Source organism: Vibrio sp. B183 (assembly GCF_000740665.1).
In the GTDB taxonomy this organism is placed as follows: domain Bacteria; phylum Pseudomonadota; class Gammaproteobacteria; order Enterobacterales; family Vibrionaceae; genus Vibrio; species Vibrio coralliilyticus.
Genome location: NZ_JPQB01000002.1, coordinates 73,714 through 88,672 on the forward strand (window position 1 = coordinate 73,714; position 14,959 = coordinate 88,672).

The following is a 14,959-nucleotide window of genomic DNA, read 5'->3' on the forward strand; positions in this document are numbered from 1 at the left end:
TGAAGAAAAAATTAAAAAAATTTTCACTGTGAATGGAACTGAATTGAATAACGAGAGTCTGAATAAGTGTAGTTAGCAGAGCCTTCTTAAGTTTACAGGCCGTAAAACTTGTTTTCTTGACTGACGCTACTAATTTACGCTGCTTTTTCTTATTAACTCCTATGTTTTGTATCAGCCCAGAGCCAGTTTGCTCTGGGCTTTTTTTATTTACGGCTGCCGCTCAGTTTGTGAGTGAGATTGAGTACGAAACACCCACCAATGACTCAGTAGAAAATTACTCAACATTCCGGCAAACACACCCAAAGCCAGCGCGAACATCGCCAACACGCCTTCACTTCCCCAGTAATAACTGGTGAGTTTGAATACTCCGAAATTGGGCAAAGCGGAAAACATGGCACACCCCATAAATTTTACCCACTGCGAGAATTTCCCAGATGGATTTCGACTCTCAAAGGTAAAAACACGATTGCCTAACCAAGTTACCGTTGCCGCAAAGAGAAAAGCCACAATGCGCGAGTCCAATATCGGCAACCCAATGGCATAAAACAGTAAGGCAAAAAGAGAGGCATCAGCGATAAAGCCAACGCCCCCGACTAGGGCAAAACGCCATAATTTGTTGATCATGAGTTTCGATCACATCGATATAATGCACGTTTGCTCTCAGCTACAAAATCAATTGCGCAACTCATCTTCTTCTCTTTGACCAGTTGCTCCACCTGCCCCTTCTCACCAATCAACTGAACCTTATCCAATCGATTCAGAACAGAACTGTCTTTGAGCTGCTTGGCCTGACCATGGCTGTAGAACTGACCTGAGAACGGGCGGTTCCCTACGTAATACGTTACTACCTGAGGATCAGCATTACGGAAAATGACCTTGTCACTTTTACGATCCCCTACTCCAAGCTGAATGTAGATAACAGCGGCAATTAACAAACAAGGCAAGATGCCTGCCGTGACTTTGAACCACTTCTTATCCTCTCGCACATCCGAAAGCAGTATCGCCATAAGCAATCCAATCGCAGGAACACCCGGTAACACATAGGCAGGAAGAATGTTGCCTGAAAAGGTAAACAAAAGCATAGGAGCGAGCATCCAGCACACAAGAAAACTAAAGATGCCATCTTTTAGTATGATGTCTTGCCCCAGCTTTTTGCGTTTCAACCAAAAAACGATGGGCAATACTATCGACCATGGTGCAGCTGAATAGAGCCAGAACAACCAAATGGTTCCTCTCGGTTCATCGTGCGCTGTGCCATAGAGATCGCCCTGCCAGCCACTCACCAGAAAACGGTTAAAGTGTTCGCCAACAATAAAATAATCTAGAAAACCTGGGGTTGCCGCTTCAGCGGCGAAATACCATGGAAGAGCAATAATCAGCATAAGTAGACTGCCTCCCAAAACTGGAAAGCGTTGCCAAAGCACTTTGAATGCACCCAGCAAACCATGTTGAATCACCAACCATGGCACAACCGCTAAGCCCATCAAGACAATAACCAGTGGTCCCTTTGCCAGTAAGCCAATCGCCAAGCCAACAAAGCCGAAATACCCCCAAGGCTTAGAGCCTTGCCAGCACAAGTAAAAACCTATCATCGCGATCGACAACCCTAACGTCAGCGCCATATCCGTCATAACCGCGCCTGCCGCAATAGAAAAAATACCGCACGTGGCTAAAACCAGCGCAGTGATCAGCCCGCTAAAGCCTTGTCGATTTGCAAAGTACGCCATCAAAGCGATGACTATGACTCCAGCCAACCAATGGGGAGCACGCACCGCAAACTCATTGATACCAAACAATTCGATACCACCAGCACTTAACCAAGTGAATAAGGGCGGCTTTCCCCAGAAAGGCACTCCATAATCAAACTGCGGTGTGATCCAGTTATTGGTTTCAATCATCAGACGCGCCATTTCACCATAGCGCGCCTCTGTCGTATCCATCAGTGGGTAAGCCCCCAAACTCAACAAGCGAATAAGCAATGCAACGCCTAGCAGCGCCCATAAGTGGACTCGATTAAAACTCACGCGCGTTTCTCCAATTGTTGATATTGAGTGGTTGCTGGTTTCTCACTGACGGATTGAACCAAATAAAGCGGTCGCCCTTTGGATTCAATAAAAATGCGGCCGATATACTCACCAAGCACGCCAATACTCAGCAGTTGAATCCCTCCCAGAGCGAGTTGGACCACCATCATTGACGGGTAACCTGTGACGGCTTCACCAAAAAGCAGGGTTTTAAACACGATAAAAGCACCATACCCAAACGCACTTCCTGCAATCAGAACGCCAAGCAAAGTGGCTAAACGTAGTGGTTTGATAGAAAAAGAAGTGATGCCGTCCACCGCGAGCCCGATCAGCTTGAGGTAATTCCATTTGGTCTCGCCACAGAAACGCGCATCGCGTTGAAAAGACAGCGTCGCTTGTTTAAATCCCGGCCAAACGAAGATGCCCTTCATATAACGATTGCGCTCTGGCAGCTGGTTTATGTGATCCACCACCTCACGGCTTAACAACCTGAAATCACCCACATTTTCTGGAATGTCAGATTTGACGAGGGTGTTGAGCAAACGATAGAACGCGGCCGCAGAGGCACGTTTAAACCAGGTTTCCCCTTGCCTTTCCGTGCGTTGCATATTGACCACGTCATAACCCTCACGCCACTTGGCTAGCATTTGAGGAATCAACTCGGGCGGGTCTTGCAGATCAGCATCGATAAGTATCACCGCCAGCCCGCGAGAATGCTCCAGCCCAGCGCTCATGGCTGCCTCCTTGCCAAAATTACGGCTCAGCCCAATGCTGCGAATCGTGCAACTTTCAGCGGTAAAGGATTCGACCAACTGTAAGCTGTCGTCGCTGCTGCCATCGTCCACATAGATGATTTCGCAAGAATCTGGCAGAGCGTTCAGCACCTCAGTTAACCGCTGGTGCAGCTCAGGCAAAACCTCTGCTTCGTTGTAGTAAGGAACAATGACCGATAATGTCACTGCTTTTAGTCTGTTTGGTACCGAATTGACTAGCCCCATAGCAAAACTCACTATAGTTGCATACGTACCATGAGATACTTCACTATACGTATTGATTATCTAAAAGAAGCTGAGATGGAAACCTAACTCGCTGTTCCGCCCAGCCTCTGCGACTTTTTGGCAGATTATCAATCGCAACGTGAAAACGATGTTGTTCACGTTTTTTCCACGCAGGTTTTGCTGTCATAAGGCCATAGAAATAGAGAGCCGTTGCATGAACAAAATTTTATTGGTCGAAGACAACCGGGAAGTGGCTGGTATTCTGTTTGATTACTTCGAAAGTATGGGGATGGAGCTCGACTACGCAGACAATGGTGAGCTGGGTTTGCAACTTGCACTCAGCGAGAATTTTGACCTGATTTTATTGGACTTGATGCTACCGCGAATGGACGGCTTAACGGTATGCAATAAACTGCGAGAAGCTGGTAACAATACCCCTGTTTTGATGCTCACCGCACTGGATAATCGTGAAGACATGCTAAAAGGGTTTGAGCATGGCGCAGATGATTACCTAACCAAACCTTTTGATTTGGAGATTCTTGAAGCCCGCATGCATGCGTTGGTAAAGCGCTATCGAGGGCAGGTTGCCAACACCGTATTGAGTTTTGGCAGCCTGAAAATCGATCAAAAAACGCGTCAAGCATTCCGAGAAGGTAAGTTACTCGCACTCAATCCGACTACCTACACCATCCTTGAGGCACTATGTCACAAGGCGCCAGAGATTTTGACCCGCCAAGAGATTTCTGAAAAGCTTTGGCAAGAAAAAGAACCCAATAATGACGTCCTGCGAAGTCATATCTACCAACTACGTAACCAACTCGATAAGCCTTTCGCCCAACCAATGTTAACCACATTGCCAAAAATTGGCTTTCGTCTAGAGGATGTCTAACGTGAACCGAGTTCTCTCTAGTACACGTTCGCTGACTGGTCGATTGGCCCTGTTTTTCACGACGATTTCCTGCATCATTGGCGTAGTCATTTTCCTTATCTTTACCCTATCGCTTCAGTGGTCAGAAGATCGAGTGGGTGAGCGTAGGATTCTAATTGACAGAGATGAAGCTGTTGCGCGTTTTATAGCGGGTGAAGATGGAGAAATTCAGATTGATTCCCTTACCAGAGCGTATAACGACTTATCGTTAGTACCTGATTTTTATAGAAAGTATACGGATACTTACGACACTTATCTTGGAGAGGTTGGCTCCACGTTGTCTCCCAACGGCCACATGGTTTACAAGGGCTACTATACCGATAAAGGTGAAAAGAAAGTCGTCGTTCTGCTGTCTCTGATCGATCAAGTTGAATTCGCGACAGATGAATTCATCTACTCAGGTGTGATTGTCATCAGCTTTGTTTCAGTGTTGATGTTTCTGTTTGGTACCTTGTTATATCGTCTCTCAACACGCTTGATTGAACCCGTCAATGAAATCGCTAAACAGCTGGAAAGTCACTCAGGTAGCGCCACGCAAGCCTTTACGATTCGTGAAGGAGCCGCGGACGAGTTTCAAGCATTAACCGAACAACTCAACCAATACCGGCAAGACCTTAACCTTGCACTCAAACGCGAACAAGCCTTTGCACGTTACGCCAGCCATGAGCTGCGCACACCGCTTACCGTCGTCAAAGGTGCCAACAAATTGCTGTCTCGTTCAGAGCACTCCGAATTTCAGGAACGGCAAATCAGTCGGATAGAAGATGCGACGACACAAATGACAACTATGGTGGATGCCTTGCTCTCCATCGTTCGCTACGAGCGAAATGTCGATGACGCGCCTTTGAGAGGCATCGAAGAAGCAGAGCTTCAATCGATTGTCGATGCCAATTCCGTTCAAGCGACCGAGAAAAACATAGCTATCCGACTAACGATTGAAGGGCTGCCTACCGTAAGGGCTACCCCTGCGGTCATGAATATGATTCTGGGCAATTTAATCCGCAATGCGATTGCGGCATCCGCGGAAGGAGAGATTACCATTGACGTGTCAGAGCAGCAGTTGGTGATTATCGACGACGGGCCAGGGTTAAGTGAAACTCCCAACGTAGATGGACACGGACTAGGGCTTCTGATCGTCGATGATTTAAGTCAGCGCTATGGCTGGTCATTTGAGCTGGAAAATCACCCTAGAAGAGGCTGTAGCGCGCGTATCCTGTTTTGATCCATATTCATGCTTTTAAAGTGAAATCAGGTAAGATAATCGTCCATTTTATCTCTCAACGAATCTGATGAAACTTTGCGATACACCAATAACTCAGCACCAATTTGATGGAACCACGTTTTACCTCAAACGGGATGATCAACTACATAGCCACTTTAGTGGCAACAAAGCTCGCAAGTTCATGACGTTGCTAGAGGGAAACTATCCAAACGTCACCACACTGATTAGCTATGGCAGTGCGCAAGCAAACTCACTTTACTCATTAGCGGCCCTGTGCGCTATCAAAGGTTGGTCTCTGGAGTTTTACGTTGACCACATTCCCCAATGGTTAGTGGAACGGCCGATTGGTAACTATCGAGGTGCGCTAGACCTTGGTGCGAGCATCATCCCCGTCAATGAGATCGACCTTCATACTGCTGAATTCATTAAAGCTGTCCGTCAGCCAGATTCCACCTGCCTAGTCGTCGAAGAAGGTGGTCGCTCCAGCGATGCCAGACTGGGGATTGAGCAACTTGCCCATGAAATTCTGTCTTGGACTCGATTCGAAACAGGTAGCGAGTTTGTCGTCGCACTACCATCAGGTACTGGCACAACAGCATTGTACTTGCATCGCTTTCTAAAACTTCATGGAATCGACGTGCTGACCTGCCCTTGTGTCGGCGGCAAAGACTACTTAATAGAGCAATTTAAGCAGCTCGGTGAAACCGATTTCCCTCAGATACTTGAGCTAGAGAACAAACACCATTTTGGCAAACTTTATCGTCAAGATTATGAAATCTGGCGTAAACTTCTGGAACAAACGAATGTTGAGTTTGACCTGCTTTATGACCCAATGATGTGGCAATGTTTACAATCTTGGTCTGAAGAAAACCCAGAAAAAACGATCATTTATGTGCATCAAGGTGGCTTGCTGGGAAACGAAAGTATGTTGCCTCGTTATCAGCGTAAATTTGGAGATTGAAGAGAAGCAAACACAACCACACATTTTTCTCGGTAGCGACTTAATCGCGACTCAGAACTGGTCGCCTATATCCTACGGGTTAATCTAAGGAGAGTTTATGCGAATCAATCTATACACTTTGCTATTGCTGGCATCAGTATCCGCTTCGGCAAACGTTATTACGACGCCCGGTAAAGCCGTCATTGCCATCGATGGAAGCGAAGCCGCCAAGCGAGTGTGTTACTACCAAGACCAGGGCTATTCTCTGGGCGCAATACTCCAAGTTGGCGAACACTACATGATTTGTACCGAAGCCAACGATTTTGAAACCAATGGTGCGTTAAAATGGGCGCCTCTCAACAGCCAAACTCAAGTCGAGCCAAAAGAAAGTAACCCAAAAGTTAAAAGCTATTCGATTAAATGATTGGCGAACTAGCTAAGTGAGTGCAAAAACGCTGCGCCTCGTACGCCTGACGAGTCACCGTGGACATTCTTCACAATGCGCGTTTTTGCAGATTTGTTAAAGGTGTATAAGTTCAGCTTTTCGTTCACCAGCGGGTAAATCGCTTCCACATTCGACATGCCTCCACCCAGCACTATCACTTCTGGATCCACAAAGTTGACGATGGACGCACACACACGCGCCAGTTGATCACAATAGAGATCAAAATGCTGTTGTGCATCTAAATCGCCCTCGGCACATAGCGCCATGATTTGTTTGGAATCCGCTGAATAGTATTTTTCTGAGAATGAGCGACCAAATCCGGTGCCAGACACAAATGACTCTGTACAGTTCAACGACCCGCAATAACATTCAATAGGCTGACCGTCTTTGTTTTTATCGTATCCAGGCAAAGGATTGTGCCCCAGCTCTCCACCCAGTTTGTTCAAACCTGTCACTAAGCCGTTATTGATGACGACACCCGAGCCGCAGCCCGTACCAATAATGATCGCGACACACGAATGCTCTGCGTCTTTCGCAGCCCCATCTTTGAACTCTGACAAAGCAAGGCAATCAGCATCGTTGGCTAAAGCAACAGGAACATCAATGGAGCGGTTTAAATCGCCAATAAAGTCCTGACCATTGAGCACGGTGACATTGGCACCTTGCATCAAGCCATCATTGCCTACCGAACCACAACATCCGATGCCGATAGAATGGATTTCGCCGTGCTTCTCCACCTCTTTTATCACGGCTAATACCGATTCCAGAAAACCCTGATAGCTTTCTGTATTGGTCGGTTCACGATGTTTGACTAGGGTTGCATAAGTCCCCTTATCCAGACCTACACCTTCTATTTTCGTACCACCAATATCTAGCCCAACTAGCATAGTTTTCCTCTTCATAAACACCTGAAAGTTTCACCTCATCATGACACAGTCACACTCTTATCTCTTTTATCTTGCTCATGATATTGGCAAGTTTGTAAACTACGTTTGTTTAGGCCTATTCGTTTGGGCTTTTTTGCTAGCTGCATTTGTTTTGTAAGGTATAAGAATGTCTAACTCTGCTCCATTTTTCCTTCTGGAAAACGTCATTCAAAACTACCCTTGGGGTAGCCGAGATTCGATTAACACGCTATTTGGTATCGCGAACCCTGAGCAACAGCCTCAGGCTGAAATCTGGATGGGTGCTCACCCGAATGGATGTTCAAAAATTCAGTTAGAGAATGAGACCGTCCTACTGTCTGATTTTATCAACCAGAACCCAGAGCAAACCATTGGCACAGAAACCCAGCAGCGTTTCGGTGAACTGCCGTTTCTTTTCAAAGTACTGGCCGCCGCGCAAGCACTCTCTATTCAGGTTCACCCGTCCAAAGCACAAGCGGAAGAAGGGTTTGCCAGAGAGGATAAAGCAGGCATTGAGCGTAATGCCTCTAACCGTAACTACAAAGATCCTAATCACAAGCCAGAGCTGGTGTACGCTCTGACGCCTTATATGGCCATGAATGGCTTCCGCGACTTCGAAGAAATGATTACGCTGTTTGATGAGATCAATGCTCATGCTCTGCAGCAGGATATTGATGCTTTTCGCGAGAACCTTACGTCAGAAGGTCTGCAGGCATTCTTCAAAGCCATGCTAGAACTGTATGGCGGCAAAAAATCCGATGCCTTAGATGCATTACTAAGCTGGGCCAATAACAGCGAAGATTCGTTAGCGGCACTGGTTGTGGAATTGAACACCCAGTACCCTAACGATGTCGGTCTCCTCGCCCCTCTAATGCTTAATGTACTTGAGCTTCAACCAGGCGAAGCGATGTTCTTAGATGCGGGAACCCCTCACGCCTACATCAAAGGTACAGGTCTAGAGATCATGGCCAACTCGGATAACGTATTGCGAGCGGGTTTGACGCCAAAATATATGGACGTAGAAGAATTGGTGAGCAGCTGCAAATTTGAAGCGCTGGATAAAGATAAAATCTTAACGCAACCTGTCGCTAACGACGGTGAGCTAAACTTCCCAGTGCCTGTTGAAGACTTTAAGTTTTCTGTTCTCCAGCAGCCAGAAAGTAAGCAGCTCGAGCTAAACCGTGCTGAGATAATCTTCGCTATTGATAGCGATGTAACGCTTCATTCAGGTACAGAGAGGCTAGTGTTAAGCCGAGGCCAGTCAGCATTTGTTCCTTACTCTACTCAAGCGATTAACGTCAGCTCTAAAGGCTCTGTTGCAAGAGCTCACTAGGCTACTCACTCTGACAATTCATAGAGCCCACTATTGAGTGGGCTTTTTTATTGTCAAAGATAAGCAACTAGTCACATAAAATTCTCCTCACTCAAAAAATAGATAAATAGTTGAAAATATCTATCAATTGAACTTTCTATCAACAGCATAAATATCATTAAAAATTCATACCTTAAGAAAATGGCATCATCATTCATTCTTAATCATTAACAATTTTTCAACATTAAATTGTTCAATATGGATATCGCATTGATTCATATGGACTGTTGTATGCGATCTTGTTAAATGATGAATAATAGGGATAGGTATGAAACCGTTTAGATCAAGTTTACTTCCACTTGTTGTATTTTCGGCAGTAACCACGGCTTCCGCAATCGCTGAAGCCAATCAAAATCAAATCACAGTCACACTTGAAGCTGAGCTTCCTGGATACCCTCGTGATATAAGTGATGGCAATTACGTTGTCGGTTTTTCTAATGGCGACTGGGATTGGGAGGGTGCACCAGAGCTGAGCAGAGCTGGCTTCCGTTGGTCGCAAGAAGGAGCAGAAGCCAATGTAGAATGGCTGACTGCACCTAACCTGACCCAATCTGAGTTGTACGCAGTCAATGACAATGGTGACGCGGTGGGTACAGCTTGTTTTACGCACTCAGGGTGCCAAGCAGTATTTTGGAAAGCTGACGGCGAAATAGTAAAACTCAATCAGGAAGTCGATAGGGAAATCGCCAAATTCATTGCAGAAAATCAATTGGGATCGAATCCAAGTAATTTCCCTTACGACGTCAATGTTCATGGAGAAGTATTTGGCTTTACCAATTTCTTCACTCATAACGGCGCGCGCGGCATTTTAGCATGGACATGGTCAAACAATGAGGGATTGACTATTTTGCCGGGAGGAGGCGGAGAATCTCAAGGATTTGAACGTGTTAGTGCCGGTAACATAAACGGGATCGCAGTAGGTGGTGCATACGATGAGTTTATCCCTGATGGCGAGTTTGCAAGCTATTGGGATACCGCCAACACACATCATAAACTCGACGTACCAGAAGCTTTATATCCATATGGTTCAGTGGCTATGAGCGTCAATAACTCCGGCGATATCGTTGGTGTCGATGCCAGCTTATATACTCGTCCATGGACAATAAACCTCAATGACCCATCGAGCTTTACTCAATTGACCGAGTCACCTTATGGCGCCACAAGCATCGACTCCATTACAGAAGGTGGTATGATTCTAGGCTCAGCCCGACAAGTGATGTCTGGTTACTACTTTGATCGCCCACAGATTTGGGATACAGAAGGTAACTTGTATGACATCAACGAGTACTATCAAGCAGATAGCCACAATATTGGCGGTAGTACAAACATCGGCCTCAATCATCACAGGTTACTTGTTGCGCCTAAGCAAGAAATAGGCGGCAGCAGCTATATTGGAGCCGCAGTATTTCGGATTCACGGAATTTAATTCATGAAACTCGGACTCAACCTGTAAACGACTTAAAGGAGCAATCAATTTGCTCCTTTTTGCATTAAACACAGCACTTTTATCACCGAGAACCAACTATGATTCAGCCAATCGCTGTTCGACTCACCAAAGGCCAAGACTTAAAAAAGCAAATCCAGTCTCTGGTGACACAATATGATATTCAAGCAGGGTCTATTGCATCTTGTGTAGGGTGTTTGGAACAAATTAGCATGCGCTTGGCAGGTGCTGAACAATCTATAACACTAACCCAGTCTTTTGAAATTGTTTCCGTGATGGGAACACTGACCCCAAACCACCAACACATCCACATTTCCGTCGCCGATAGTGACGGCAAGGTAATTGGCGGCCACCTTCTCGAAAACAGCATCATAGACACCACCGCCGAACTGATCCTTCACAAGTTCCCTAACCTAAGCTTTTCAAGAGAACAGGATGAAACAACAGGGTATACCGAGTTGGTAGTTGGGGGTTGTTGAGATAAGAAAGTCTTGTACCTAACGAAGTGTATTCATCTATGTGCTTAGCATAGCTACATTGTACCTAAGGTGCTGTATACAATGCTCGACTCCCCTTAAACAACGTATCTCTATGGTGTGCTAGATATGGTTTATGTTCACGCATAATCCTAAACGACATATCTTCTCTAAGCCCTATAACCTCTGGTGTTTCTAGATAATCAGAGATAAGAACTTTTCCATTGTTATCAAAGGAGATAAACCCCAGATCAAATGCTTTATCTAGGTTAGCTAACAACAGTAGCCCATTAAACTTATCTAACCGTTCCTTATTGTTTGACTGGCGCCAAGGTTTTATATGAGAGGCAAGCAATAGCTGAGTATTTCTATACCCTGTCACAGCACAACCACCCCACATTTGTACCAGCTGAGATCTAAAATGCCCTTGGCCCATTCTGGTCTTAACCATAATGCTCTTCTCGGTGTCTGTCAGCTTCTGATCTGACATAACCTGTCGAATATCTGCATTTACGTCAATTTGAGCTAGGTCAGCTAAAAACTTATGATAGTGGGATAATGCAGCACTATACATACCTTTCCCTTTTAGGTCTCTCAGCTTAAAGACTTCCAACTGCTTAACCTTTTCTTCATACTGGACAAATTGACGATAAGATGTAACTTCGGTGAGTGGCTCACGTATCTCTCCTTCATCTATTAACCAGTTAGAAATGGAACCACGAACCGCTCCAAGATAGTTGTTAGCTGTTTTCTCTGACTTTCCAATGTCCATAAGCCACAGATAGTAGTGTGAAGCTAAATCAGTAAGATTTGAAACTAAGGCTTCCTTGAACTCATTGGTAACGATAAAACTCTTCATATAAACAAAAAGTTCATCGTCTAAGTAAGCGTACTCGATAGCTTTAGACGAGTATCGACTAGTACCCTTTTCCTCATAGCCAAGGTTATAGGAAAGATGCCAAAACCCTTCACTTCTGACAAAGAAAAACGGATTCTCCGGTGTATTCTTATCATTCCCTTCTGCAAGGTTGTTGAAGTGATCCGCGAACCTATCCTTTAGCGCCTGATTCAATTCAATCTTGTTTGAAGTGATGTTTCCCGCTTGAATTAAATCCATAACCGCCAATAGCATGCACACTTTATGCGGGCTCTTCTTACCACGAGCGATATTCATATTCAGATTGCGAAATTTATCTACATAGTATTCGTGCGACATAACTTATCCTTCCATCGCTGAAGACTTCTTTATGACAACGGTTTGCCATGACACTTCTTCTCTTTGCAGCGCATCCTCGTCATCAGTGACATAAAGGACGAACAAGCCAACATCTCTGCATAACCTTTCCAATTCAGACACAGAGACGCCAAAGGTCTCACGACTGTCTTTAAATTTACCGTGGCGTAATGTAATGACCAGAAGCCCATTATCTGACAAAAGATTTGATAGCACCCTTATAGCCATATCTCGTTGATTAACTGGAAGGTGCATCCATACGGCTGACAGCATGACTACATCATACTGCTCCACAAGGCATATAGCTTGTTCCAAGCTAGGTAACGAATCTGCTAGCCAGACGACTTTATCAGAACATTTTTGCTTTCCAATCTCGCGTAAGTATTGGGAGGGTTCAATTGCAACTACAGAGCAACCACGTTCAGAAAACCACCGAGCATCACGTCCAGACCCAGCACCAACATCTAAGACCTTAACACCAGAATTCGGCCAATATGCAGACCAAGATTTGTGAACAGATTCAAACTTGAGAGAGTCATATTGCTTAGCAAGCTTTATAGCATTTTTTTCGTAAAATGAAGCTGTTGAGGACATAAGTCTAACCGCCTATTACCATGCCAAAGATAATATACGGCTTGATTACATAACACGATAAAGTATTAGAAAATAATGAGTGATTGTGATGGCAGATCAAGAGTTATCATCACCTTATCAAGGCCTCAACCAAATCCACCGCATTTCAACACAATGAAATGAAGCCACAATCGGCAATTACAAGCACCCGTCTTTCAAAAATCTAGAATTTAGGCCACTCAATATGAGAGTTAGATCTAACTATATGAACATAGTCATTTAGTTGCACAATGATTACGACGTACATTATCACAAATTGTAAAGCTAATGGATTTGTATGGCTGAGATTATTCCTTCGTTGAACTCCTGTTTAACCAAAATGGAACGAGGAGAAAAGCGTTTTGCTCGTCGTTTAGAGTCTTTTCTGGAAAGTGATTACCTTTGCTGGTTTGACATTCCTGTCGGAAAACGTCGCCGCTACCCAGATTTTACCATTCTGCATCCTCAACGCGGCCTTCTATTTCTTGAAGTTAAAGACTGGAAGATAGAAAACATCAAATCAATTAACGCTAAGCAAGTTGAGCTATTTACAAATAGTGGTTTGAAAACCTTAGCGAACCCTCTTGAACAAGTTCGTCAATGCGCCTATACCGTGGCTAATAAGCTAACTAAAGATAAACAGCTCCTCAGCAAGAACCCTAAATATCAAGGTAAACTATGTTTCCCTTATGGTTATGGTGTCGTACTTCCTTTTGTCTCTCGAAAGCAGTTAAACGACGCAATTCCAATAGATGCACAAGAGAGTGTTCTTCAGAGCCATCTTGTCATTTGTAGTGATGAAATGACAGAATCCGCTGATCCCGAACACTTCCAAGCTCGCCTATGGGAAATGTTCAACTATAAATTTGACTATATGCTGTCTCTGCCTCAAATCGATCGTATTCGTTGGCACCTCTACCCTGAAGTTCGAATTGTTCAGCAGCAAGTTTCTCTATTTCCCGAACCATTGGATCACGAGGTGAATGCCTCTGAAACGATTCCAGATATAGTTAAAATAATGGACATTCAGCAAGAACAGCTTGCTAGAAGCTTGGGTGACGGCCATCGTGTCATTCATGGTGTTGCGGGATCAGGCAAAACCTTAATTCTTGGCTACCGATGCCTACATCTAGCAGACACGCTAAATAAGCCAATCTTGGTCCTTTGCTACAACATCACTTTGGCTGCTAAGTTGCGTTCATTTATCGAAGAAAAAGGGATTTCTGCTAGGGTGCAAGTTTATCATTTCCACGATTGGTGTGGACAACAGATCAAAACCTATCATGTAAACCCCATCGAAAATGAAGACCGAAAGCCATTTGAACTCAGCGTTGAAACAGTCATTCAAGGTGTCGAATTTGGTCAAATCCCATCAGGTCAATATGGTGCAGTGTTAATCGATGAAGGCCACGACTTTGAACCCGAATGGTTAACATTAGTTACTAAGATGGTTGATCCGGATACTAACTCACTTTTACTCCTATATGATGATGCTCAATCCATTTATAAGAAAAGCACCGGACTGGATTTTTCGCTATCAAGTGTAGGTATTCAGGCTCAAGGCCGAACCACAATTCTCAAGCTCAACTATCGGAACACCAGAGAAATCTTAGACTTCTCATACAAATTCGCTAAGAAGTACTTTGAAGGCTTCAAGCACAAAGAGATACCACTAATAGAACCAGAAGGAGCAGGATGCAAAGGAGATGCGCCTATCTTGAAGAAGTTTGACACTCTGGTTCAGGAGACTGAATTTGTTCTTCGTTGCGTAAAACACTGGATTGCGAAAGGCAAAGATTTGAAAGAAGTTGCAATCTTATACCCCACCCATTCATCCGGTAGGGCTATGGCTGATGTATTAAAAGGTTCTAACGTGCCATTTCAATGGTTAGCGACCCCGTCTTATAAAAAGAGATACGACCCAAGTGCAGATAAGATAAATCTTATTCCCGTTAGGAGCAGTAAAGGGCTGGAGTTTGAAACCGTTGTGATGATCGATGGAAGCTATCTGCCTAAAGATAAAGACGAAGAAGTAGATGCAGCTCGCGTAATGTATGTCGGTTTTACACGAGCAACAAAAAACTTACTCACCACTTTCCACAGACAAAATACGTTCAGTGAACAACTATCAATAGCTATCTCATGATAACCACCATATTGTTGTGCTCATATTCATAGAGGTACAACGAAAAAACCCCAGCATTTCTGCTAGGGTTTTAAATGTGGCGGTGAGTGAGAGATTCGAACTCTCGATACGTTGCCGTATACACACTTTCCAGGCGTGCTCCTTCAGCCACTCGGACAACTCACCGAATCAAATTGTGGTTGGTTTTGCTCACCAACGAGGCGCTAATTTAAT

The 14,959-nt window shown here is 44.6% G+C and carries 14 protein-coding genes and 1 tRNA gene; 8 read left to right on the forward strand and 7 right to left on the reverse strand.

All coding sequences use genetic code 11. The features are described 5' to 3' along the window. Positions 1-207 precede the first annotated feature (207 nt). Genes IX95_RS00480 through IX95_RS00490 form a run of 3 tightly spaced genes read right to left on the reverse strand, consistent with a single transcriptional unit; the run spans position 208 to position 3,022 of the window. Positions 208-624, reverse strand: a complete 417-nt coding sequence (locus IX95_RS00480; protein ID WP_038155973.1) for a GtrA family protein — start codon at positions 622-624, stop codon at positions 208-210. Continuing rightward, the gene (locus tag IX95_RS00485) at positions 621-2,024 is read right to left on the reverse strand and encodes an ArnT family glycosyltransferase (RefSeq protein WP_021455020.1); all 1,404 of its coding nucleotides are present in this window, start codon (positions 2,022-2,024) and stop codon (positions 621-623) included. Before IX95_RS00485 ends, IX95_RS00480 begins: the two co-directional genes overlap by 4 nt. Beyond that, a complete protein-coding gene (locus IX95_RS00490) occupies positions 2,021-3,022 on the reverse strand; it encodes a glycosyltransferase family 2 protein (RefSeq protein WP_038155975.1) in 1,002 nt (333 codons plus the stop codon). The genes IX95_RS00485 and IX95_RS00490 overlap by 4 nt, the downstream gene beginning before the upstream one ends. Positions 3,023-3,236: 214 nt before the next feature. Here IX95_RS00490 and IX95_RS00495 point away from each other — a divergent pair, with 214 nt between their 5' ends. From IX95_RS00495 to IX95_RS00510, 4 genes are all read left to right on the forward strand, one after another. Continuing rightward, positions 3,237-3,911, forward strand: coding sequence for a response regulator transcription factor (locus IX95_RS00495; protein WP_006962822.1), 675 nt, complete (start codon positions 3,237-3,239; stop codon positions 3,909-3,911). Then, the gene (locus tag IX95_RS00500; RefSeq protein WP_038155977.1) at positions 3,904-5,172 is read left to right on the forward strand and encodes a sensor histidine kinase; all 1,269 of its coding nucleotides are present in this window, start codon (positions 3,904-3,906) and stop codon (positions 5,170-5,172) included. The genes IX95_RS00495 and IX95_RS00500 overlap by 8 nt, the downstream gene beginning before the upstream one ends. Before the next feature lie 67 nt (positions 5,173-5,239). Beyond that, positions 5,240-6,133 (forward strand): 1-aminocyclopropane-1-carboxylate deaminase/D-cysteine desulfhydrase, encoded by an 894-nt coding sequence (locus IX95_RS00505; protein ID WP_038155979.1) that lies wholly within the window; start codon positions 5,240-5,242, stop codon positions 6,131-6,133. Positions 6,134-6,230: 97 nt separating this feature from the next. After that, positions 6,231-6,536, forward strand: a complete 306-nt coding sequence (locus tag IX95_RS00510; protein ID WP_006962825.1) for a DUF1496 domain-containing protein — start codon at positions 6,231-6,233, stop codon at positions 6,534-6,536. A gap of 8 nt (positions 6,537-6,544) precedes the next feature. On the opposite strand, the gene IX95_RS00515 is transcribed toward IX95_RS00510, so the two are convergent. Next, positions 6,545-7,459 (reverse strand): ROK family protein, encoded by a 915-nt coding sequence (locus IX95_RS00515; protein WP_235202551.1) that lies wholly within the window; start codon positions 7,457-7,459, stop codon positions 6,545-6,547. Positions 7,460-7,610: 151 nt separating this feature from the next. On the opposite strand from IX95_RS00515, the gene manA reads away from it, so the two are divergent. From manA to IX95_RS00530, 3 genes are all read left to right on the forward strand, one after another. Next, positions 7,611-8,795, forward strand: a complete 1,185-nt coding sequence (gene manA / locus IX95_RS00520) for a mannose-6-phosphate isomerase, class I (protein WP_038155983.1) — start codon at positions 7,611-7,613, stop codon at positions 8,793-8,795. Between the two features lie 307 nt (positions 8,796-9,102). After that, positions 9,103-10,260 (forward strand): hypothetical protein, encoded by a 1,158-nt coding sequence (locus IX95_RS00525; RefSeq protein ID WP_019275737.1) that lies wholly within the window; start codon positions 9,103-9,105, stop codon positions 10,258-10,260. Between the two features lie 98 nt (positions 10,261-10,358). Beyond that, on the forward strand, positions 10,359-10,757 hold the full coding sequence (locus IX95_RS00530; RefSeq protein ID WP_038155985.1) for a PPC domain-containing DNA-binding protein: 399 nt from the start codon (positions 10,359-10,361) through the stop codon (positions 10,755-10,757). Positions 10,758-10,821: 64 nt separating this feature from the next. Here the strand turns inward: IX95_RS00530 and IX95_RS00535 are convergent, their stop codons facing one another. Both IX95_RS00535 and IX95_RS00540 read right to left on the reverse strand, forming a co-directional pair. After that, the gene (locus IX95_RS00535; RefSeq protein WP_038155987.1) at positions 10,822-11,970 is read right to left on the reverse strand and encodes an HNH endonuclease; all 1,149 of its coding nucleotides are present in this window, start codon (positions 11,968-11,970) and stop codon (positions 10,822-10,824) included. A gap of 3 nt (positions 11,971-11,973) precedes the next feature. Then, complete coding sequence (locus tag IX95_RS00540; protein WP_038155989.1) at positions 11,974-12,582, reverse strand: class I SAM-dependent methyltransferase; 609 nt, start codon at positions 12,580-12,582, stop codon at positions 11,974-11,976. Positions 12,583-12,898: 316 nt separating this feature from the next. On the opposite strand from IX95_RS00540, the gene IX95_RS00545 reads away from it, so the two are divergent. Then, entirely contained in the window at positions 12,899-14,746 is a 1,848-nt protein-coding gene (locus IX95_RS00545; protein ID WP_038155991.1) for a 3'-5' exonuclease, read from the forward strand. 77 nt (positions 14,747-14,823) lie between these two features. On the opposite strand, the gene IX95_RS00550 is transcribed toward IX95_RS00545, so the two are convergent. Next, positions 14,824-14,911: transfer RNA gene (locus tag IX95_RS00550), tRNA-Ser, on the reverse strand. Between the last annotated feature and the right edge of the window lie 48 nt (positions 14,912-14,959).

Bases quoted from the DNA above. Each gene is read 5' to 3' on its own strand.
- IX95_RS00495 (WP_006962822.1), top strand. From the start codon at position 3,237: ATGAACAAAATTTTATTGGTCGAAGACAACCGGGAAGTGGCTGGTATT.
- IX95_RS00490 (WP_038155975.1), bottom strand. From the start codon at position 3,022: ATGGGGCTAGTCAATTCGGTACCAAACAGACTAAAAGCAGTGACATTA.
- manA (WP_038155983.1), top strand. From the start codon at position 7,611: ATGTCTAACTCTGCTCCATTTTTCCTTCTGGAAAACGTCATTCAAAAC.
- IX95_RS00535 (WP_038155987.1), bottom strand. From the start codon at position 11,970: ATGTCGCACGAATACTATGTAGATAAATTTCGCAATCTGAATATGAAT.
- IX95_RS00505 (WP_038155979.1), top strand. From the start codon at position 5,240: ATGAAACTTTGCGATACACCAATAACTCAGCACCAATTTGATGGAACC.
- IX95_RS00545 (WP_038155991.1), top strand. From the start codon at position 12,899: ATGGCTGAGATTATTCCTTCGTTGAACTCCTGTTTAACCAAAATGGAA.
- IX95_RS00540 (WP_038155989.1), bottom strand. From the start codon at position 12,582: ATGTCCTCAACAGCTTCATTTTACGAAAAAAATGCTATAAAGCTTGCT.
- IX95_RS00500 (WP_038155977.1), top strand. From the start codon at position 3,904: ATGTCTAACGTGAACCGAGTTCTCTCTAGTACACGTTCGCTGACTGGT.
- IX95_RS00480 (WP_038155973.1), bottom strand. From the start codon at position 624: ATGATCAACAAATTATGGCGTTTTGCCCTAGTCGGGGGCGTTGGCTTT.
- IX95_RS00525 (WP_019275737.1), top strand. From the start codon at position 9,103: ATGAAACCGTTTAGATCAAGTTTACTTCCACTTGTTGTATTTTCGGCA.
- IX95_RS00530 (WP_038155985.1), top strand. From the start codon at position 10,359: ATGATTCAGCCAATCGCTGTTCGACTCACCAAAGGCCAAGACTTAAAA.
- IX95_RS00515 (WP_235202551.1), bottom strand. From the start codon at position 7,459: ATGAAGAGGAAAACTATGCTAGTTGGGCTAGATATTGGTGGTACGAAA.
- IX95_RS00510 (WP_006962825.1), top strand. From the start codon at position 6,231: ATGCGAATCAATCTATACACTTTGCTATTGCTGGCATCAGTATCCGCT.